The organism is Streptomyces sp. NPDC001880 (assembly GCF_053594575.1).
Genome location: NZ_JBSFET010000056.1, coordinates 1 through 17,270, shown reverse-complemented (window position 1 = coordinate 17,270; position 17,270 = coordinate 1). Strand labels below are relative to the sequence as shown.

The following is a 17,270-nucleotide window of genomic DNA, read 5'->3' as shown; positions in this document are numbered from 1 at the left end:
CCGCCGACCGCCAGGTCCGCGAAGCGTGCCTCCGCCCGTCGTACCGCGATGGCTTGCCCTCCCCGAAGCACCCACGGAGCCCGGGGACCCCGCACTTCGCGCGGGGTCCCTCGGCCCGGGATGAACGCATCCCGTCTCCATTGATCCGGTCTCCGCAGGCCGCAGCCCCGGTCTGCGGAGACCGGATCAATGGAGACGCCGGGATACTCTCGCCCCTGCACGGCGCCGGTCCCGTATTCCCGGCTCGGTCGGGCGGGTCGCCGCTGCCGCCGAGGTCGGCAACCAACCATGCGGCGCAGGGCGCTGATCGTCGTGACGAAGCCGGCTGCGGGGATGCCTGCGTACGTCCGGTGATGCATCCGCAGGTTGCATCACCGGCCCCGGAGGCGGACGGCGCCGTACGTGGAGGGCCGCCTCCAGGCGGGGCGATGTCCGCGGCATCCTTGGTTCGCCGGGTCGGCCACCAGGGCAAGGCGCCCCTCCGCCTGTCTCCGGACGCCGTCCGCAGGTTGCCCCAGTCGTGGAACTCGGCCATGGCAGATGCCGCACAGCGGGCCGCCGCCTCGCCGGACGCCGAGGGCTGGATCCGGGTGGAAATTCCGATCGAGTCCGCTGAACAGGCTCTGCCCGAACTTCTCGGACTCGACGCCGACGCCGAAATTCTCGCCCCGGCCGAGCTTCGCGAACGCATGACCGAACCCTCGATGCCCTGGCCTGCATCTACCGGCGCCCTGCCTGACCCTCACGGACGCCGGCCGATCGGGCGGGACCCGGCTCGACGAGAGGCAAGGCCCGGACGCGGGTCGGATCTTCCAGCCGATCTGCGACACCTGTCGCCGCGGCGCCCTCAACCGGATCTCCGTGGAGTCACTGCTGGGCGCGGCGCTCCAGATGGATGGAGGTGAACACGGCGACTTTGGCCCGCAGGGCCCAGGGGTCGAACGGCTTGCTGATGTAGTCGACGGCACCGGCCGCGTAGCCGCGAGCGGAGTGCTCCGAGTCCACCCCCATCGCCGTGAGGAAAATGATGGGGACATCGCGGGTTCGAGGGCGACGCTTGATGTGCGCGCACGTCTCGTAGCCGTCCATCTCCGGCATCTGGACATCCATGATGATGACCGCGAAGTCGTCGTGATCAAGCAGTGCCTTGAGCGCTTCCCGCCCGGAGGAGACGGTGACGAGCTCCTGATCGAGCGTCGACAGCACCGCAGTCATCGCCAGCAGGTTGCTCGGCTGGTCGTCCACGATGAGGATCTTGGGCATGTCCTGGGGTGGCGGGGCGGCGGGCAGTGCGGCCATGGATTTCTCGACGGCGTCCAGCTGGCGTTCGAGCAGACTGCAACGGTCCTCGGCTGCGGCACGCTGTGCGCGTGCTTCGCGGAGCTCCGCCGCCAGTCGCTCGACATCGAGCTGCAGCGAGTCACGTTCCTGCAGAAGGCCGGAGATGTCGGGATGGGCGGCCGCGAGCTCGTCCGCCCGCTTGCGTTCGGCACTCCGGTCGGCCTCCAGCTGACTGAGGCGCACCTCCAGGTCGGCGATGCGGTGTGTGCGGTCCAACAGGGCGTCACCCAGGACGTCGCCGCGGACGCTCGACCGTCGGGAAACCCGGTCGGCGTCGGCCAGCTGCTGCTCCAGGATCTCCACCGCGTGCTTGGGAGAGGACCCGGCGTCGACGGCCGACCCGTACAGCCCCCGTACGAACTCGATGGCCTCGGTCGTGACCGCGGACCCACGGTGCTGGGCGAGATCCGCGAAGAGGTCGGTGATCACCTGCCACGGGGGCAGGCGGGTGCCGTTCAGGTAGCGGGAGAACGTGCCCGGATCACGCTGGCGCCGGGCCGCGTATCGCCGCACGGACACCTCCAGCCCCTCGAAGAGCTCCCGCAGAGCCTGGGCGAGGGCTCGGGAAGCCTCGGTGAGGTCGTCCCCCAGCGGCCGCAGCTCACCCATTTCTCTGCCCCTCCCGGGCGCCGGCATCCGCGCGCCGGCGACGCTCACCGTCCTCGGTGTCGATGAGGCGGTTGAAGAAGGGAACTGCCAGTCCTGCGGCGGCAAGCCCCGCGAGCAGGCTCCGCGGCGCCCCTTCGCCGGCAAGTGCGGTCAGTCCACCCGCTGCCGCGCCGGCGAGTAAGGCGAGCAGCAACACCAAGGTCGTTCTCAGCGACAGCAGCGGCCGGTCCATCGAGACCTCTATCCATTCAGCCCGCCGCACGGCGACAGGACCATTCACCCATCCGGCGGATTGCAGGACGGGGAGTCACAGGATGGCCGACCGCGGAGCCGTTGCAGCCCGCAGTACGGGAACAGACGCAACGCTGATTCCTGTTGCCACTGCACCAGCTCACCCGGCCATGGGCATTCTGGCTGATCACAGTGAAGGCGGACACGGTTGTTGCCAGGCCGTTGCGCTGCAACGTTGCTGAAGTCCACAAGACCCGTGGGGCGCGGTGTCAGGTCCGTGCCCCACGGGCTGATGGCCATGCGAGTGCCGTCAGATCTCTCGGACGCCGCGGGCCGGACATGGCGCTCAGTGCTCCACGCCCCAGCGTCGCGCGATTGCCTTCAGGCGTTCGAGTTCGCGGCGTGCTGCTGTCAGGTCGGCGAAGTCGAGTGCCATCCCGGCGCGGGCGGTGATGTAGATGATGTCCTGGCGGGTGGCGGCGTCGAGGCTGGGGGCGGCCTTGAGGCGTCGGCCCGTGACTCGCAGGAAGATCGCGACACTGTCCAGATTCTCGCGCAATTCCAGAGGCAGTACCTGCCGCAGTTCGTCCTTGGCGTAATCGCGGGCCTGACTGTCGGCCTCGCAGGGGCGAGCGGGCACGGGGGCCCAATGAAGGCCGGCTTCCCGGGCGTCGTCGTACATGTCCGCCACCAGGACACGAGCGCGCGAGCGGTCCCCCTCCGCGGCGGCCGCGCGGGCCGACTCCAGCGCCGAGCGCAGCCGCGCACGGACTTGTGGGTCCTCACCCGTATCGGCTTCCAAATACCCTGACCACACGTCGAACGCCTTGCTGAGCTCGGCATCCAGCATGATCTCGTACACGTCCGGCAATCCGCGGCCTCTCTCATCGGGCCGTCCCGGCATGGACGGCGGCGGTACACGATAGAACGGCCATTGGGGACACTGCCCATGAATTACCGGGGCGGGCGGCCGATATCAGCGACGCTCAGGCCCGGCCGGAACCGCGACGAGGGGAGCCGTCCCCTCAGCGGCTGTCTGCGAGCGGCTTCGATGCGTGCGGCCCATGACCGGACTCACGGCTCATGCAGAGGCAGGAAGTGGATGACCGCTTCCTCGTACGGATGGGCTTCGCGGACCGCCTCCCGGACAGCTCGGGCCTGCTCCACGTCACAGACCGATTCGATCCTGCACTCCTCGCTGTGCTGGACAACGCCCACCTCGCCATCGAACGGCTGCGAGCCGGGCAGCGCCTGCCAACTTCCGGTCACCCGCCAAACGCTGGAGCATCGCGCATAGTCGCCGACCTGGCCTGCGCCTGCCGCATGAAGAGCCTCGATCACCGCCTCCGCATGGCTCTCGGGAACGGATGTCTCGCTCTTCAACCGTGTCATACCCAAACCCTAGGACGGCCCTTGGGCAATGCCGGGTCCACTGCGGACTTGACCGCTCCTCCCTGCGGGCGGCATCGGCGATCGGGCGGTCCGTCGAATCCCCGGCCGAGCAAACCCGTTAGACGTCGTTCGCATTCGTGGGACCATGTACCGCATGACGACGAACCGAAGGGTCCATGCCGCGTAGACGGCCTGGACGCATCCGCGCCGGCATCTCCCGCCACCGGGCGCCTTCCTTCCTCCGGGGACTGGTTGAGCAGTCGGCGGCCGCCGGACATTCGCCGGACGCGACGTGGATACGGCGGGTCCGGGACGATTCCCCACCCGCCCGGGTTCCGGGCAACAGCCTCCTGTACAACCCTCAACGCCCTTGACAACAAAGGGTGACGGCCCACGCGCCGGACGTACAGGATCAACTGCTGTCGGCCCGGCGCCCGCTCGCCGACACCGATGGGGGATCGGCATCGGCTTGTGCGCTGCTGACGGGTCGTACACACTGCTGGCCACTCGGCCGAGTCCGGGTGACGTTGCAGGGGTATGGAACTCCCATGAACCGGACGTCCCCGCGACCCGTCGCACAATCATGCGGAAGGTGACGAACGGTACGAAGTACAAGGTGTCGGCGGCGGACAGCACGCGGCATGGTCCGGAGTTGTGGGTGGAAGCGGTCGAATCGATCGACGGCAGCACGAACAACGGTTTCACCGGCAAGGGCCGCCGCAACGTCCCGTACACCTCGGGCTGAAAGGGAAGAGAATGGCTACTCCTCTGTCCGCCTCTGCGGTCCTCAAGGCGCTGCGTGCCGAGGGCGTGCGTGTGGTCGAGGTCGGCAACTGGCGTACCCACAACCGCAACTCGAAGGGTCCCTGGGGCCCGGTCAACGGCAGCATGGTGCATCACACCGTGACCAAGGGCACCGCGGCGACGGTCCGGATCGTCCGCGACGGCTACCCCGACCTGCCCGGTCCGCTGTGCCACGGGATGATCGCGAAGAACGGCCAGGTGCACATGGTCGGCTGGGGCCGCGCGAATCACGCCGGAGGCGGTGACCCCAAGGTGCTGGAGCAGGTCATAGCCGAGTCGTACGGCACCCGGCCGACTCCCCCCACCCGCGGCAACAGCAACGGAGTCGACGGCAACGCACGGTTCTACGGGTGGGAGTGCGAGAACCTCGGCGACGGCAAGGATCCCTGGCCTGCCGCCCAGTACGACGCGATCGTCCGCGTGCAGGCCGCGCTGTGCCGGGCGCACAAATGGTCGGCGAAGTCCGTGATCGGCCACCTGGAGTGGTCGAACGACAAGATCGACCCCCGTGGCTTCACCATGGCCAAACTCCGCACCGACGTCTCCGAGCGACTCAAGCACCCCGCGAGCTGGAACCCCGGCTCCGACCACGAGGAGGACCCCATGGCTGGGATCACCAAGCGCGACATCTTCGACGCCGTGTGGAAGACCGACGCGATCGGCGGCCCGACGGACGCGGCGGACCATTCGACGAACCCGACATGGCAGCCGCAGTCCATCCTGAAGGACATGCAGGCCCGCATCCGGTCCATGGACAAGCGGATGGCCGCCCAGACCGCCGCGATCACCGCGCTCGCCGGCCACGTCGGCACAGGCGCCGATTCGGAGACCATCGTCGCCGCGGTCAATGCCGCGATCGAGCGGGCCGTCGTCGATGCCGACGGCAACGCCGAAGGAGCCTGAAGCACACAACGACGCTTCGGCCGGGCCTCAGTTCGACGGACTGCCGTCGAACTGAGGCCCGCGGTGTATCCGTCACACCAGGGCCGGCACCCGCGCCGAAATGGAACTATCCGCCCTGCCGGGCTCGGTGCGAGGCCACCCGGACCCGGGTTGCGCATCGCGAGGTGCAGTAGCGCTGGGGGGTGCGGCGGCCGGTGTCGATGAAGAAGTGGTCGCAGCCGGGCGCGGCGCACTGCCCCCAGGCACACCGGCCACGTTCGCTGAGCCAGAGTCCGAGGGCCAGGGCGGTGGTGGACAGCAGCCAGTGAGCAGGGTCGGCGCCGCGGGGCGCCTTGTTGTGGAGGGACCAGGGACGGCCGGGGAGGCGGACCAGGCAGGGCCGGGCGGGGTGATCGTCGAGGAGGGTGTTGATCGCCTCGGCCGCCCGATCCTCGTCACTCATTGCCAGGATGCCGATCAGGCGGGCGGTGGCTTGACGCAGCCGCCGGGCATCGGGCTCGGTAAGCACGAACGGCGGACCGCCGTGACGCTCCACGAGGGCTTGGAGCGCCGCCGCGCTCACCTCGGCGTCGTCCTGGACGGTGTTGACCAGTTCGGCGATGAAGTGGAGGCCGCGCGGGTTGGCCCCGGTCAGGTCCTCGGTCATGGGCTTCGCCTTCTCCAGATGGGTTCGTCCAGCGGGTGACACTCCCCCATGGTAACGTCAAAATGAAGAAATGAGCGTTACGACTGGGTGGTCGCGGTCCGGTCGCTCTCGATCCGTCTCGTGACAGCCGCTCCGACATCGGCCGTGACCGGCTGTGGACCGCCACCATGGAGAGCACATGCATTTTCCGACGACGACGCCCGTACTCATCGTGGGTGGCGGACCGGTGGGTCTGACCCTGTCGAACCTGCTGTCCCGGTACGGCGTGGGCCACCTGCTGATCGAAGCCCGTCCGGACACCTCCCGTCACCCCAAGGCCCGCGGAGTCTCCGCCCGCTCGATGGAGATCTTCCGACGCTGTGGACTCGAAGGCGAGGTCCGCGCCGCCGGTCTTCCCGCCACCCAGGTCTTCTTCTACCGGGGCAGGGACCTGGTCGACCCGGACTTCGTGCGCAGCGGCGTCGCCCACGACGAGGCGGACGACGACGTGAACACGCCCTCGCCGGGGATGATCTGCTCCCAGGACGCGCTGGAGCCGGTCCTGTTGCGGCGGGCCCGCGAGTCGGCGGGCGACGGGATCCGGTTCGGCGTGCGTCTGCTGTCCTTCACCGAGGGCGAGGAAGGCGTGCGCGCCGTGCTGGAGGACCGCGCCGTCGGCGAGCAGCACACCGTGCGTGCCGAGTGGCTCGTCGGCTGCGACGGTGCTGCCAGTACCGTCCGTGCCGGCGCGGGCATCGGGATGGACGGCCCGACGGGGCTGGGCCACTTTCTCAGCGTCCGCTTCGAGGCGCCGCTCGGCGAAGTGGTGGCCGACCGGGCGAGCGCCTCGTACTTCCTCACCCCACCCGGCCGGGGCGGCTTCATGGCGGTGGACAACGACCGCCACTGGATCTACCAGTACCCCTTCGACCCCGAGCACCGGCTTGAGGACGAGGGCCTCACCGGCCAAAAGCACCTTGAGCACCTCGTACGGGCCGCGGCCGGCATCCCGGACCTGGAGGTGAGCGTTCGCGACACCATGGTCTGGCGCATGGACGCCCAGCTGGCGTCCGCCTACCGCAACGGACGCGTCCTGCTGGCCGGAGACGCGGCCCATGTCATCCCTCCGACCGGCGGGCACGGCATGAACACCGGAATCGGCGACGCGGACAACCTCGCCTGGAAGCTCGCCGCCGTCACGGCCGGCCGCGCCACCCCGGCACTGCTGGACAGCTACCAGGCCGAACGCCGCCCGGTGGCCCGGCAGGTCATCGATGTGTCCACCGACAACGCCCGCGCCCGTGCCGGATACCGCATCGACGACGAACTACTGCTCACCGCCGCCTACCGCTCCACCGCCGTCATCCCCGACCCCGACAGCCCCGACACGCCGGCCCGGCCGCCACTGGATGTCTCCGGCTACCACCCGAGCGGCGCCCCCGGGCGCCGCGCCCCGCACACACGGCTCGACGGACTGCCCGGGATCACCTCCACCCTGGACCTCATCGGCCCCGGCTTCACCCTGATCACCGCAGCGGACACCTCGGCCTGGCCGCAGCAGGCCGACGCCGCCACAGCATCAGCCGGCATCCCCGTCACCGTCCACCAACTCAACGGCTACCCGCTGCGCGAGGAACGCCCCGGGTCCTTCAACCAGTTGTGCGCCCTGCCCGCCGCCGGAGCCGTTCTGGTCCGCCCCGACGGCCACATCGGATGGCGCGCCGCCTCCCCGACCGCCGAACCGCACCTCCTTCACGCCCTTCGGCGCATCCTCACCGGCGGCCGGTAGCCCCGACCACGCAAGGGAGGCCGGGGCGAAGCGGCGCGGACGGGCTGTGGCTGCCATATTGCGTTGACCCTGCGATCCGCCGCTCTGCGGTCCCGAACGACCGCCGCTGCCTTGCACCCGTAGCTGTCGTACCCGGCCACTAGGGTGCGACGGATGCACTCGCTTATCACTGCCGTCGCCGCACACGACGAGGCCGCCCGCTTCCTGGCCTGGCCTGGCGACTTCGACCTCGATCGAGGCGACCATGTCGAGAACGTCCACCTCATGTCGGGCGCGGCGCTGGAGGGCTTCGCGGGTGATGGAGCGGGGGGTACGTATTTCTTCTGCGGCGACGGTGGCGAGGAACGACCAGTTCTGTACGCGGACTCCGAAGGCGGCGCGGCTCTGGTCGCGATCGGCCTGCCGGAGCTGCTGCGGCTCCTCCTGGCCGCGCCCTGGTGGCGCGACTGCCGCGCGTTCACCGAGGAGGAGAGCCGCGAGCTGGCTGCCGAGTATCTGGAGGACATGCCCGACCTGACGGTTCGGCGGGACCGAGCGGCCGAGGTTCTCGGCCTCGGCCTTCCCACCGAGGCCGAGGCCCTGTCCCGCCTGCACCGGGTCGCCACCGAGACGGGCAAGGAATACATCCTGGTCTTCACGGACGAGGACGAGCCCTACGACCCGCTCATCAAGGGCTGAATCCGGCTCATCTCCCCGGCAGTTCCCGCCACGGGCCGGTTCCGCTCCGTGTCAGCGCGGCTCCGTCGCCGGCCAGCCGCGCGGATAGGGGACGCGCAGTGTTCCGGCCGTGACCGCGGTGTGTTGTGCGGCGGCGTGCAGGCGGCCGTCGCGCAGGACGATCGCACCGCTGCCGAGCATGGTCGTGACCAGCTCGGCGGCGAGGATCTCGGGGGGCGCCTCCAGGAGCCGTGCGGCGTCGGTCAGCCAGGCCCGTGCGTGGAGATACGGCTCGACCTCGCCGGCCGGGATGCCGCCCCGGATCATCAGGGCGAACGCGAAGATTCGCCGGGCGCCGTACCAGACCGCGCCGTCCGGATCGTCCACGAGACGCTGGGCGCGGCGCAGTGCGGCCGTGAGCGCCGCGCCGGGCTCGGCGGGGATCGGCCCGTGGGACGGAAGAATCACGCGCGGGGCGAGGGCGGCCGTCCGTTCGAGGGAAGCGAGCGCGGTGGCAGCCGCGTCACGCCCGTCGAGAGCGAGGTTCACCCAGCCGACGTCGTAGTCCGACAGCGCGTCCCCGACCACGAGCAGCCGCTCCTCCGGCTGCCACAGCGCCAGATGGCCCCGGGTGTGACCGGGGGTGGCGATCACCTCCCAGTCGGTGTCGCCGAGGCGGAGCGCCTGCCCGTCGTCGAGCGGCATGTCGACCGTGTACGGTGCGACGGGCTGGTCCAGGTACTCGGCCGCGCAGCAGCCCGGGTCCCGGCGGGAGATCGCCTTCGCTTCGCAGGCCCCGGCCGCGATGGCCGCGCCTTGCGCCTGGAGGAGTGCGTTGCCGCCGACGTGGTCGGAGTGCCAGTGGGTGTTCACGACCAGGCCCACGGTCCCCGCGTGCGCGCGGGCCCAGTCGGCGGTCTCCGTGGCGTGGGCGACGAACCCGCTGTCGACCAGGGCGGCCTGCTGCCCGTGCAGCAGGAGGGTGTTGGCGTCGGGGAAAGGCCGCTGCCACCATGTCACCCAGGCCGGCAGGGACTGCTGCGGGGTCACTGCGCGCGCCTGTTCACGCGGATCAGAGTCTGCTGCCCGTTGGCGACGAGCTTCCGCTCGCCGTCGGCCCGGACTCCGTACACCTCCAACTGGCTCACGGTCAGGGTGCGTCCGGACTTCAGGACGGTCCCGATCGCTTCGATGTGGTCGCCGGCGGCGGGTGCGAGAAGATTCACTTTGTACTCGACGGTGAGGACATCGGACTCCTCGGGGAACAGAGTGAGCGCCGCGTAGCCGCCCGCGGTGTCCGCGACGGCGCTGGTGGCACCCGCGTGGACGTACCCGTGCTGCTGGGTCACCTCGGGGCGGGCCGGGAGCTCGATGTGCACCCGGCCGGGGCCGATGTGGATCAGGCGTGCGCCGAGATGGGTCATGAGGCCCTGGCGGTCGAAGCTCTCCCGGATGCGCTTTTGGACCTCGGGGCTCGCCTGTTCCCGCTGTGTCCGGTCTCCCATGTGCTCTCCTTCGTCTGCATACGGGGTGAAACGGGTTCGTCAGTCGGCCAGGCGTTCCACCAGCAGGATCCCGTCGATGGCGATCATCATGGCACCGGAGCCTCGGGGGCGGCCGGGCAGCCGAGGGCCTGGCCCTCGCGGCCGTGCGGGCAGGACGTCGACGGCCAGGTGTACCGCTCTGCGCAGTCGGTCGGCAGCGGGCACGGCGACTGCCTGTGTGTACGCGCGTCCGGCCTCGCGCTGCTCCGCAGGCGCGGCCGCAGGACGATGAGTCCGCCGGATGCAAGGCGACGCAGATGATAGCTGGCAGCGCCGGGGTTGATGCCCAGTTCCTCGGCAACGCGGGTGGCGGTCGAGGGGCCGCGCTCACGCAGCAGAGTGAGCACGTTCAAGCGCAATGGGTGGCAAGTACGCGTAGGCGGCAGTGTCGAGTTCGATGTCCCGTTCCGAGGACCGTCAGCTGAAGGAGCGGCCATGCGCCGAAGGTAAACCCACAACAGTTGTTTCGAGAGAGCTGTTGTGAAGAATGGCGTGGACCCGCTCTCCCTCGCCACGAGGGTCTCTCGGGGCGGGGGCGTGGTGCGTCGGCCGGGCTGCCGGGGGCTGTCAGGCTCGCGCAGCGGCCATGGAGATCACGCGGCGCATGACCGCCGCCGGAATCGACGGGTTCCGGGCGGCTTCCTCCGCGCTGGCGGCGGGCGGCCGTTCCGCTGGTGAACAGCAGGTGGGGGAAGGACGGCATGGGGGGGCCAACTCATCGAAGATGTCCGGTGTTTAGGGTCGAGTCCATGACGAGGACCACACCGCCGCGGCCCCTGGACGTGGAAGCGCTCTTCCGGAGCTCGCCGCGTACCGGGGCACCACCACCCGGCTGCACCCGAGGCCGGGGAATCCGGATGTGTCGGACAGTTCCGTGGGCGGGCCGATGCTGTGGCCTGCGGACGAGCCGTGGCCGGTGTGCACCGATTGCCGCCCCCTGTCGCTCGATCAACGAAAGGTCGTCCATGCGCAAGCTCGTTTACTACATCGCGTCCACCCTCGACGGTTTCATCGCCGGCCCGGACGGTTCCGACCCCACCGGCCCGGACGGCTTCTGGCCGGTCCCCGAGGAATATGTTCAGCACCTCATCTCCGAGTACCCGGAGACTCTGCCGGGCCCGGCCCGCGCCGCACTGTCCGTCACCGCCGACGGCACGCATTTCGACACCGTCCTCGAAGGACGGCGCTCCTACGAGATCGGTCTCCGGGCAGGAGTGACCGACGCCTACCCGCACCTGCGGCACCTGGTGTTCTCCCGGACACTGGGCGAGAGCCCGGACGCGGCCGTGGAACTGGTTGCCGATGATCCGGTGGCAACCGTAAGGAAGTTGAAGCAGCAGGACGGCAAGGACATCTGGCTGATCGGCGGTGCCGAGCTCGCCGGTGCACTGTACTCCGAGATCGACGGCCTGATCATCAAGCTGAGCCCGATGACCATCGGCACCGGGATACCGCTCTTCTCCGACAAGGCGGCGTTCGATCCGCGCGGCTGGGACCTCACCGAACACACCGTCCTGAAGTGCGGGGCCGCCTTCCTCACGTACGCCCGCAAGACCCCGGACGTGTCCCGGCCCAGAGCGTAGTGACTCGGTCGGCGCGGGCTCGCGCCGACCGAGTCACTACGCCGCTGTCCGCCCCGCCGCCCCTCTCCGGGGAACAGCGCCGTGTGCGGCCCGGGACGCACACCGGTGAACAGGTCGCCCTCGGGGGCGAGACTTCCATCTGGGAGCGTGCCAGGTGGAAGTCCTCGGTGGGCCACACCTCGCGTTCGTTGTCGCGGTCGTGAAGCATGAATCCGGCGTTCGGGTCGACCTGCCTGGCATGCGCCGGCAGAGCCCGGTGCCGCACCGGGAAGTACTCGGAGCAGGGCACCCGGTTGGTGAGGGCCGGTGTCGCGGCGCCGTCGTCGAACTCGGCGAGCACCGCTTCCCTACCGGAGGCGGTGCCACCTGCCGTCATGCCGACGTGCAGCGCCCGGAACCATGCCTGCGACAGGGTGCCGTGAGCGTAGAGCTTGAGCGGCTGCCACGCCGGCCGGTTCCGGGAACCGGCCGACGTGGCCCGCTGCCTCGAACGCACATCATGCGAAGGGCGGCGGTCCGCCGTCCGGGCCCTGCAGCACCTGGCGGCGGTGTCAGGCCCGGCAGAACGGCACGGTCCGTACGTAACCGCCGAGGTTCTCGTCGTAGGTGCCCAGGAGGGCATCGGCCGAGCCGGGCAGGCACTCCACGGCCTCGATCTTGTACTGCGGGAACGTACCGAGCACGGTCGGGTGCGCCGCGAGCGTGACCCGTACCCGGCCACCGGCCGACACCGTCACTCGGCCCACGTAGCTGACCGCGGAGTCGAACGGGCCGTCGTCACCGGCGTCCGCGGCCGAACTCACAAGGATCCGGCCGGAGTCGGTCACCGAGATGTCGGAGATGTGCCGCGTGCCCTCACCGGTCGGGTAAGGCGCCAAGTAGGCCCGGCGCGTCACGGCACCGAACTGCGGCTGCCCCCACGGAGCGAACGACAACTGCGCCGCGTACAGCGTGGCGGGACGGTCGGCGCCGGCGCCCCGGTCCGCCCACAGGGCGGCGAGCTTCCCGTCCCGGGCGACGAGCGCGAAGCTCTCGAAGTCGTCGCCCTCCCCGATGCCCGGCAGCGGCGAGTCGTCGAGGACCGTCGCCGTGGCGCCGCTGACTTTCAGCCGGTAGACAATGCCGCGGCTGCTGAGTGCCAGATACTCCTCCGGCATCCCGGGAACAGCCCCCGGTTCTCAACGAGGACTACGCGATCAGGATCGCGAGGGACTGGAACGTGAAGCACGACGGAGCCGGGTTCGTCACGCGTTTCGAGGTCGAGTCGGAGTTCCTGCACCGCTGTCCCGTCCAGCAGGCCGGCGGGCGGACCATTCTCGAACTATGGGTTCCGGCCGAGGAGCTCGACGATTTCAACGCCCATGTCGTCGGCCGGATCCAGGTGGTCCACGAATTGCACCTCTGCTGAGCAGCACCGGCCCAAGTGCGGAAGTCCCGCACAGTTTCGGCAAATCCGCCACAGAGCGTGGGCGATGCAAGGATTGCGGTGTGAACGACGTGAACGATCTGCGCTTCCGCCTCGCCGACGAGACCGACCTCCCGGCTCTCGTTCACCTGCGCGACGACGCCGCCCGCTGGATGCTCGCCCGGGGCGTCACCGGCCAGTGGCAGCCCGGTGAGCTGGGCGAGGACCATTTCCGCCGGGTCATGGCGAGTGGCGAGGTCTGGATCGCCGAGGCCGATGGCCGCGTGGCCGGGGCCTGGGAGCTGTGGTGGGCGGACGAGGACGCCTGGGGTCCGCAGCCTCCGGTGGCCGGATATGTGCACCGGTTGATGGTGGACCGCGGCACCGCCAGGCCTGGGACGGGCCGGCTGCTGCTCCGGGCTGCCGAGCGCCGTGTGGCCGCGGCGGGCCGGGCGTTTGTGCGGCTGGACTGCCTGGCCGGGAACGCGCGGCTGAACTCCTACTACGTGAACGACGGCTACCGGCCCGTCGGCCACAAGGCGGGCAAGCCACAACCCGGCGGCGTACCCAAGTCGTTCACGCTCCTCGAAAAGGCCCTGCCGAGTTCCCGCGAGGGCTGAGCAACCGCGCTTTCGCGCGCCGGTCAGCGGCGGAGTGTGTAACGGGTCAGGCGGGAACGGGCGGTCTGCCTGCTGACGCCGAGCACCTGGGCAACGGTGTCCCACTGCGGCCTGCTCGGTTCGCTGGTCCGTCCATCCCGACGCCTTGATGAGCCGTGTGGTACCCGCGCGGCTGATGGCGCGATCGACCTCCAGGCATTCCAGGCCGAGCGCGGTGGGGCGGAACTTGCGGGCCATCCCGCCATCCGGATCGGGGATGCGTTCCACCAGGCCGTTGCGGAGCATGGCGCCGATTTGGCGGTTGATGGTGGAGACATCGACCTGGAAGGTGTGCGCGAGCTCCTTGAGCGTGAGCGGCTCACCGACCTCCAGCCGGATGAGCAGGACGTAGGCCGAGCGTTCCAGGCTCTGGCCTACGCGGGGCCCCGCGCGGCGATGAAATGCCGCGACAACAAGGTCAGCTCCCGCTCCAGATCGCTCAGCCGATCCTCTTGCTCACCCATGTGCCTGGCCCTCTTCCACCGTCGCTTCCCCGCCATCATCGCGCATTCCCGCCCCGCGGCGGAGGCCACCACCAGCGAGTTTTGTGCATAGCGAACATCATATGTATCGTACATATCGCATGCATGGTCCACATCGCCAGCCGTGCGCAGTCACCTCTCACGACGCACCCGAGGCATGGAGTCCCGCATGAGTGCAGATCAGCCCGAGGACGAAACGGCCGTTACGTATCCGACCGCACGAACCTGTCGGTGCACCGCGGCCGCCGGGCGGTCGCCTCCTACCTCGTCTCGCGCACCGTCACCCTGGACGACGGAGCCGTCCTCGCGTACACCGCCACGGGCCTCGCTCCGAGGTCCCGCCCAGCACCGGGCAGCACCTGGCCGGCGTCGGCTCACCCGCGCCATCCCGCGCGGCCGGCGCTCCACCGCGGAGCAGGACACCGGCACGGATCGGGCACGCCCCCGGGCCGCCACCGGAACACGCTGAACCAAACAGGAACGACGAAGGAACATGATCATGGAACGCCTCAAGGACAAGGTCGCGGTCATCACCGGCGCAGGCAGCGGGATCGGAAGGTCCGCCGCCGAACTGATGAGCCGGGAAGGCGCCCGCGTCGTTGTCGCCGATCACAACACCCAAGGCGCCGAGGAGACCGCCGGGCTCATCGAGGCCGCGGGCGGCCGGGCACTGCCGGTCACCGTGGACGTCACCGACGAGGGCTCGGTCGCCGACATGGTCGCCGCGGCCGTCGGCGAGTTCGGTGGTCTGCACGTCCTGTGCAACCACGTCGGCGGCACGAACCCGCGCAAGGACCTGGATCTGCTGCGCATGGACATGGACGAATTCGACCGGGCCGTCGCCCTCAACATGCGCAGCACCCTCCTTGGCGCCCGGCACGCGGTGCCCCACATGATCCGCGCCGGCGGCGGCTCCATCATCAACACGGCTTCCGTGGCCGCGCTCGTCGGCGACGTCCTGCAGACCTCCTACGGTGCCGTCAAGGCGGCGGTGGTCAGCATCACGAAGTCGATCGCCGTCCAGTACGGGCCGCAGAACGTGCGCTGCAACGCCGTCGCGCCCGGTGCGGTGATGACGCCTGCTCTGGAGAACAACCTGCCCGAAGACGTCATCGCAGCACTGAAGCAGGGCAACGCCCTCCCGTACCTGGGCTCTCCCGAGAACATCGGCCACACCATGGTGTTCCTCGCCTCCGACGAGTCCCGCTACCTCACCGGCCAACTCCTGGTCGTCGACGGCAGCATGAGCATGCAGTCCTCCGCGGCTCCCGGGCGACGCGCCATGCTCCCCGGAGCGGCTCGATAGAATCGCAGCCGGTCGTTGCTGTTGTGGCCGGTCGTTGCTGTTGAGGGATGCTGCCGGGGATTGGGATGGCTGTCGAGATGGACCTGCCGCTCGGCGGGAACGCCGGTTCCGGCGCCGGTTCCCATGCCCATACCGACCGGCTCGCTGCCGAACTCACCGAGCTGGGAAGTCTCTCGTCCATTCCGTTCCGTTCCGCTGGGAGACGCCTGCCGGGGTTTTCCCCATGGCCTTTGTAGGGGGCGTGCTCAGCATCACCCGCGACGGTGAGTGGATCCGTCCCCGCCTCGGTCATGCTGTGGTGGAACCGGCCTCGGATCACGCGGTGTGATCCGGTGTGCGGTGCGGGCCGGTCAGCGGTCCTGCGAAAGCTCCAGAAGTTCGGCGAAGGCGCCTTGGGCGTGGACCAGGTCCTCGTACCGGCCCTGTTCGGTGATGCGGCCGTGCTCCATCACCACGATGTGATCGGCGATCCTGGTGTTCTCCAGACGGTGGGTGACCACGACCGTGATGCGGTCTCCGGCGATGGCCTTGATCTGCTCGAAGATGCCGTGCTCGCCGCGCGGGTCCATCTGCGAAGTGGGCTCGTCCAGGATCAGCAGCGACGGCCGGCGGTACAGCGCGCGGGAACAGGCCAGCCTCTGCCACTGTCCGCCGGACAGCTCCGCCCCGCCGAAGAGTTCGCGGGCGAGGAGAGTGTCCAGGCGGTCCGGCAGCTCCTCGACAGCCTCGCGCATCCCGACCGCGTCGACGGCCTCCCACACGGGTCCGTCGTCGGCGGTGCGGGGCTGGCCGAGGGTGACGTTCTCCCGGACACGCAGCGGCCACTGGGCAAAAATCTGCGGGACCAGTCCCGTGTGTCGCCAGACGGTGGCCGGGTCGACCTCGGCGAGATCCGCTCCGTTCCAGGTCACCTTGCCCTTGTCGGGGAGGTTGATGCCGGTGAGCAGCCGGGTCAGGGTCGATTTCCCGGAGCCGTTCGTTCCGACGATCGCGAGGATCTGACCGCGCCGCAGTGTCAGGGAGACGCCCGCGACGGCCGGTGCGGCCTTTCCCGGGTACTGATAGACGACTTCGTCGAGCCGGATCTCGTCGACCGGACCGGTGACAGCGCCTTTCCCGCGCTTGGGCGCCCGTTCGGCCGCGGCGTCGAGGAAGGCCTGCATGTCGCCGAGGTAGAGGCTGGTGTGGAAAACCGCGGCTCCGTTGATGACGACCTGCGACAGGGCGGCCAGCATGGTCTGCACGGCAAGAACCGCGGTCGCGGCGATCGCGAGCCCGATCCGGCCGGTAACGGCGAGCCAGGCAAGGACCGCCCAGGTGAGGACGAGGAATGCGCCACCGGCCAGTGAGGAGAGCAGGGCGATGCGCAGGGTGCGCGGGGCGGCGGCCAGGGTCCGCCGGTCGCACCGTTCGGACAGGGACCGGTACCAGAACAGCAGGTAGTCGGTCATTCCGTTGGCGCGGACCTCGTCACCGTACTTGGGTGTGGTGGACCACCAGCGCATCATGCCCCGTACGTTGCGGTCGGAGACGTTGGCGTAGTGGATCTCGTAGTCCACGCGCGCGGTCAGGACGGCTCCGACTCCGGCGGGCAGGACAGCGAGCAACAGCAGCGGCAGCATCGCCGGGTTCAGTACCGACAGAACGCCACCGGCGGTGATCATGCGGATCAGCGCGGACATGAGCCTCTGGGCATCGGTGACCATCACCTGAGTGCGCAGCACGCCCATCTCCGCGGCCTCCTGCCGGTCCGCGAAGCCGTGTTCCGAGTAGGCCGCGGCCTCTACCCTGCAGACCGCCTCGACCAGGGCGGTATCCGTCTCGGTGGTCAGCCTCGGGGTGATCCGCCGCTCGGCGTACGTGGCTGTCGCGGCCGCCGCTCGCGCCGGAAGTACGCGATCCGACCGGAGCCGTTGGTAATGATCCGAACCTGGTGCCCG

General features: G+C 69.7%; 17 protein-coding genes and 3 pseudogenes. 9 read left to right on the top strand and 11 right to left on the bottom strand.

What is annotated here, in order from left to right:
- Nucleotides 1–353 precede the first annotated feature (353 nt).
- Nucleotides 354–905: a WYL domain-containing protein gene (locus ACWCQ6_RS25270; protein ID WP_451092821.1), complete on the top strand. Its 552-nt coding sequence runs from the start codon at nt 354–356 to the stop codon at nt 903–905.
- Here the strand turns inward: ACWCQ6_RS25270 and ACWCQ6_RS25265 are convergent.
- The 4 genes from ACWCQ6_RS25265 to ACWCQ6_RS25250 all read right to left on the bottom strand — a co-directional run bounded on the left by ACWCQ6_RS25265 (nt 868) and on the right by ACWCQ6_RS25250 (nt 3,573).
- Nucleotides 868–1,950: a response regulator gene (locus ACWCQ6_RS25265; RefSeq protein WP_451092781.1), complete on the bottom strand. Its 1,083-nt coding sequence runs from the start codon at nt 1,948–1,950 to the stop codon at nt 868–870. The two genes, ACWCQ6_RS25270 and ACWCQ6_RS25265, sit on opposite strands and share 38 nt — an antisense overlap.
- Nucleotides 1,943–2,182, bottom strand: a complete 240-nt coding sequence (locus ACWCQ6_RS25260; RefSeq protein ID WP_451092779.1) for a hypothetical protein — start codon at nt 2,180–2,182, stop codon at nt 1,943–1,945. Before ACWCQ6_RS25260 ends, ACWCQ6_RS25265 begins: the two co-directional genes overlap by 8 nt.
- Before the next feature lie 345 nt (nt 2,183–2,527).
- Nucleotides 2,528–3,043, bottom strand: a complete 516-nt coding sequence (locus ACWCQ6_RS25255; protein WP_451092777.1) for a hypothetical protein — start codon at nt 3,041–3,043, stop codon at nt 2,528–2,530.
- A gap of 212 nt (nt 3,044–3,255) precedes the next feature.
- Nucleotides 3,256–3,573 carry a hypothetical protein gene (locus ACWCQ6_RS25250; RefSeq protein ID WP_451092775.1) on the bottom strand — a complete coding sequence of 106 codons (318 nt, stop codon included), beginning with the start codon at nt 3,571–3,573 and terminating at the stop codon, nt 3,256–3,258.
- Between the two features lie 592 nt (nt 3,574–4,165).
- Here ACWCQ6_RS25250 and ACWCQ6_RS25245 point away from each other — a divergent pair.
- Together ACWCQ6_RS25245 and ACWCQ6_RS25240 are read left to right on the top strand one after the other, a co-directional pair.
- Complete coding sequence (locus ACWCQ6_RS25245) at nt 4,166–4,318, top strand: hypothetical protein (protein WP_451092773.1); 153 nt, start codon at nt 4,166–4,168, stop codon at nt 4,316–4,318.
- A gap of 11 nt (nt 4,319–4,329) precedes the next feature.
- Nucleotides 4,330–5,280, top strand: coding sequence for an N-acetylmuramoyl-L-alanine amidase (locus tag ACWCQ6_RS25240; RefSeq protein WP_451092771.1), 951 nt, complete (start codon nt 4,330–4,332; stop codon nt 5,278–5,280).
- Between the two features lie 106 nt (nt 5,281–5,386).
- On the opposite strand, the gene ACWCQ6_RS25235 is transcribed toward ACWCQ6_RS25240, so the two are convergent.
- Nucleotides 5,387–5,926, bottom strand: a complete 540-nt coding sequence (locus tag ACWCQ6_RS25235) for a CGNR zinc finger domain-containing protein (RefSeq protein WP_451092769.1) — start codon at nt 5,924–5,926, stop codon at nt 5,387–5,389.
- A 178-nt stretch (nt 5,927–6,104) separates the two neighbouring features.
- On the opposite strand from ACWCQ6_RS25235, the gene ACWCQ6_RS25230 reads away from it, so the two are divergent.
- The gene (locus tag ACWCQ6_RS25230) at nt 6,105–7,694 is read left to right on the top strand and encodes an FAD-dependent monooxygenase (protein ID WP_451092767.1); all 1,590 of its coding nucleotides are present in this window, start codon (nt 6,105–6,107) and stop codon (nt 7,692–7,694) included.
- 153 nt (nt 7,695–7,847) lie between these two features.
- A complete protein-coding gene (locus tag ACWCQ6_RS25225) occupies nt 7,848–8,372 on the top strand; it encodes a hypothetical protein (protein WP_451092765.1) in 525 nt (174 codons plus the stop codon).
- A gap of 51 nt (nt 8,373–8,423) precedes the next feature.
- Here the strand turns inward: ACWCQ6_RS25225 and ACWCQ6_RS25220 are convergent, their stop codons facing one another.
- From ACWCQ6_RS25220 to ACWCQ6_RS25210, 3 genes and pseudogenes are all read right to left on the bottom strand, one after another.
- On the bottom strand, nt 8,424–9,401 hold the full coding sequence (locus ACWCQ6_RS25220) for an MBL fold metallo-hydrolase (RefSeq protein WP_451092763.1): 978 nt from the start codon (nt 9,399–9,401) through the stop codon (nt 8,424–8,426).
- Complete coding sequence (locus ACWCQ6_RS25215) at nt 9,398–9,856, bottom strand: PaaI family thioesterase (RefSeq protein ID WP_451092761.1); 459 nt, start codon at nt 9,854–9,856, stop codon at nt 9,398–9,400. The genes ACWCQ6_RS25220 and ACWCQ6_RS25215 overlap by 4 nt, the downstream gene beginning before the upstream one ends.
- Before the next feature lie 174 nt (nt 9,857–10,030).
- Nucleotides 10,031–10,294: pseudogene (locus ACWCQ6_RS25210) on the bottom strand (helix-turn-helix domain-containing protein); the annotation flags it as partial.
- A 566-nt stretch (nt 10,295–10,860) separates the two neighbouring features.
- On the opposite strand from ACWCQ6_RS25210, the gene ACWCQ6_RS25205 reads away from it, so the two are divergent.
- Nucleotides 10,861–11,478, top strand: coding sequence for a dihydrofolate reductase family protein (locus tag ACWCQ6_RS25205; RefSeq protein ID WP_451092759.1), 618 nt, complete (start codon nt 10,861–10,863; stop codon nt 11,476–11,478).
- A 551-nt stretch (nt 11,479–12,029) separates the two neighbouring features.
- Here the strand turns inward: ACWCQ6_RS25205 and ACWCQ6_RS25200 are convergent.
- Nucleotides 12,030–12,635 carry a hypothetical protein gene (locus tag ACWCQ6_RS25200; protein ID WP_451092757.1) on the bottom strand — a complete coding sequence of 202 codons (606 nt, stop codon included), beginning with the start codon at nt 12,633–12,635 and terminating at the stop codon, nt 12,030–12,032.
- Between ACWCQ6_RS25200 and ACWCQ6_RS25195 the strand changes: the two are divergent.
- Nucleotides 12,626–12,886: pseudogene (locus tag ACWCQ6_RS25195) on the top strand (hypothetical protein); the annotation flags it as partial. The gene ACWCQ6_RS25200 and the pseudogene ACWCQ6_RS25195 overlap by 10 nt on opposite strands.
- 89 nt (nt 12,887–12,975) lie before the next feature.
- Complete coding sequence (locus tag ACWCQ6_RS25190) at nt 12,976–13,503, top strand: GNAT family N-acetyltransferase (protein ID WP_451092819.1); 528 nt, start codon at nt 12,976–12,978, stop codon at nt 13,501–13,503.
- Nucleotides 13,504–13,806: 303 nt separating this feature from the next.
- Here ACWCQ6_RS25190 and ACWCQ6_RS25185 read toward each other — a convergent pair.
- A pseudogene (locus ACWCQ6_RS25185) lies at nt 13,807–13,875 on the bottom strand (MarR family winged helix-turn-helix transcriptional regulator); the annotation flags it as partial.
- Nucleotides 13,876–14,523: 648 nt separating this feature from the next.
- Here ACWCQ6_RS25185 and ACWCQ6_RS25180 point away from each other — a divergent pair.
- Entirely contained in the window at nt 14,524–15,330 is an 807-nt protein-coding gene (locus tag ACWCQ6_RS25180; protein WP_451092755.1) for an SDR family NAD(P)-dependent oxidoreductase, read from the top strand.
- Nucleotides 15,331–15,680: 350 nt separating this feature from the next.
- Here the strand turns inward: ACWCQ6_RS25180 and ACWCQ6_RS25175 are convergent.
- Nucleotides 15,681–17,270, bottom strand: a 1,590-nt coding sequence (locus tag ACWCQ6_RS25175; protein WP_451092753.1) for an ATP-binding cassette domain-containing protein, incomplete at its 5' end; no start/stop codon positions are given.

Coding starts and splice junctions, on each gene's coding strand:
- ACWCQ6_RS25270 (WP_451092821.1), top strand. CDS start 354: ATGCATCCGCAGGTTGCATCACCGGCCCCGGAGGCGGACGGCGCCGTA.
- ACWCQ6_RS25265 (WP_451092781.1), bottom strand. CDS start 1,950: ATGGGTGAGCTGCGGCCGCTGGGGGACGACCTCACCGAGGCTTCCCGA.
- ACWCQ6_RS25260 (WP_451092779.1), bottom strand. CDS start 2,182: ATGGACCGGCCGCTGCTGTCGCTGAGAACGACCTTGGTGTTGCTGCTC.
- ACWCQ6_RS25250 (WP_451092775.1), bottom strand. CDS start 3,573: ATGACACGGTTGAAGAGCGAGACATCCGTTCCCGAGAGCCATGCGGAG.
- ACWCQ6_RS25240 (WP_451092771.1), top strand. CDS start 4,330: ATGGCTACTCCTCTGTCCGCCTCTGCGGTCCTCAAGGCGCTGCGTGCC.
- ACWCQ6_RS25235 (WP_451092769.1), bottom strand. CDS start 5,926: ATGACCGAGGACCTGACCGGGGCCAACCCGCGCGGCCTCCACTTCATC.
- ACWCQ6_RS25230 (WP_451092767.1), top strand. CDS start 6,105: ATGCATTTTCCGACGACGACGCCCGTACTCATCGTGGGTGGCGGACCG.
- ACWCQ6_RS25225 (WP_451092765.1), top strand. CDS start 7,848: ATGCACTCGCTTATCACTGCCGTCGCCGCACACGACGAGGCCGCCCGC.
- ACWCQ6_RS25215 (WP_451092761.1), bottom strand. CDS start 9,856: ATGGGAGACCGGACACAGCGGGAACAGGCGAGCCCCGAGGTCCAAAAG.
- ACWCQ6_RS25205 (WP_451092759.1), top strand. CDS start 10,861: ATGCGCAAGCTCGTTTACTACATCGCGTCCACCCTCGACGGTTTCATC.
- ACWCQ6_RS25200 (WP_451092757.1), bottom strand. CDS start 12,635: ATGCCGGAGGAGTATCTGGCACTCAGCAGCCGCGGCATTGTCTACCGG.
- ACWCQ6_RS25180 (WP_451092755.1), top strand. CDS start 14,524: ATGGAACGCCTCAAGGACAAGGTCGCGGTCATCACCGGCGCAGGCAGC.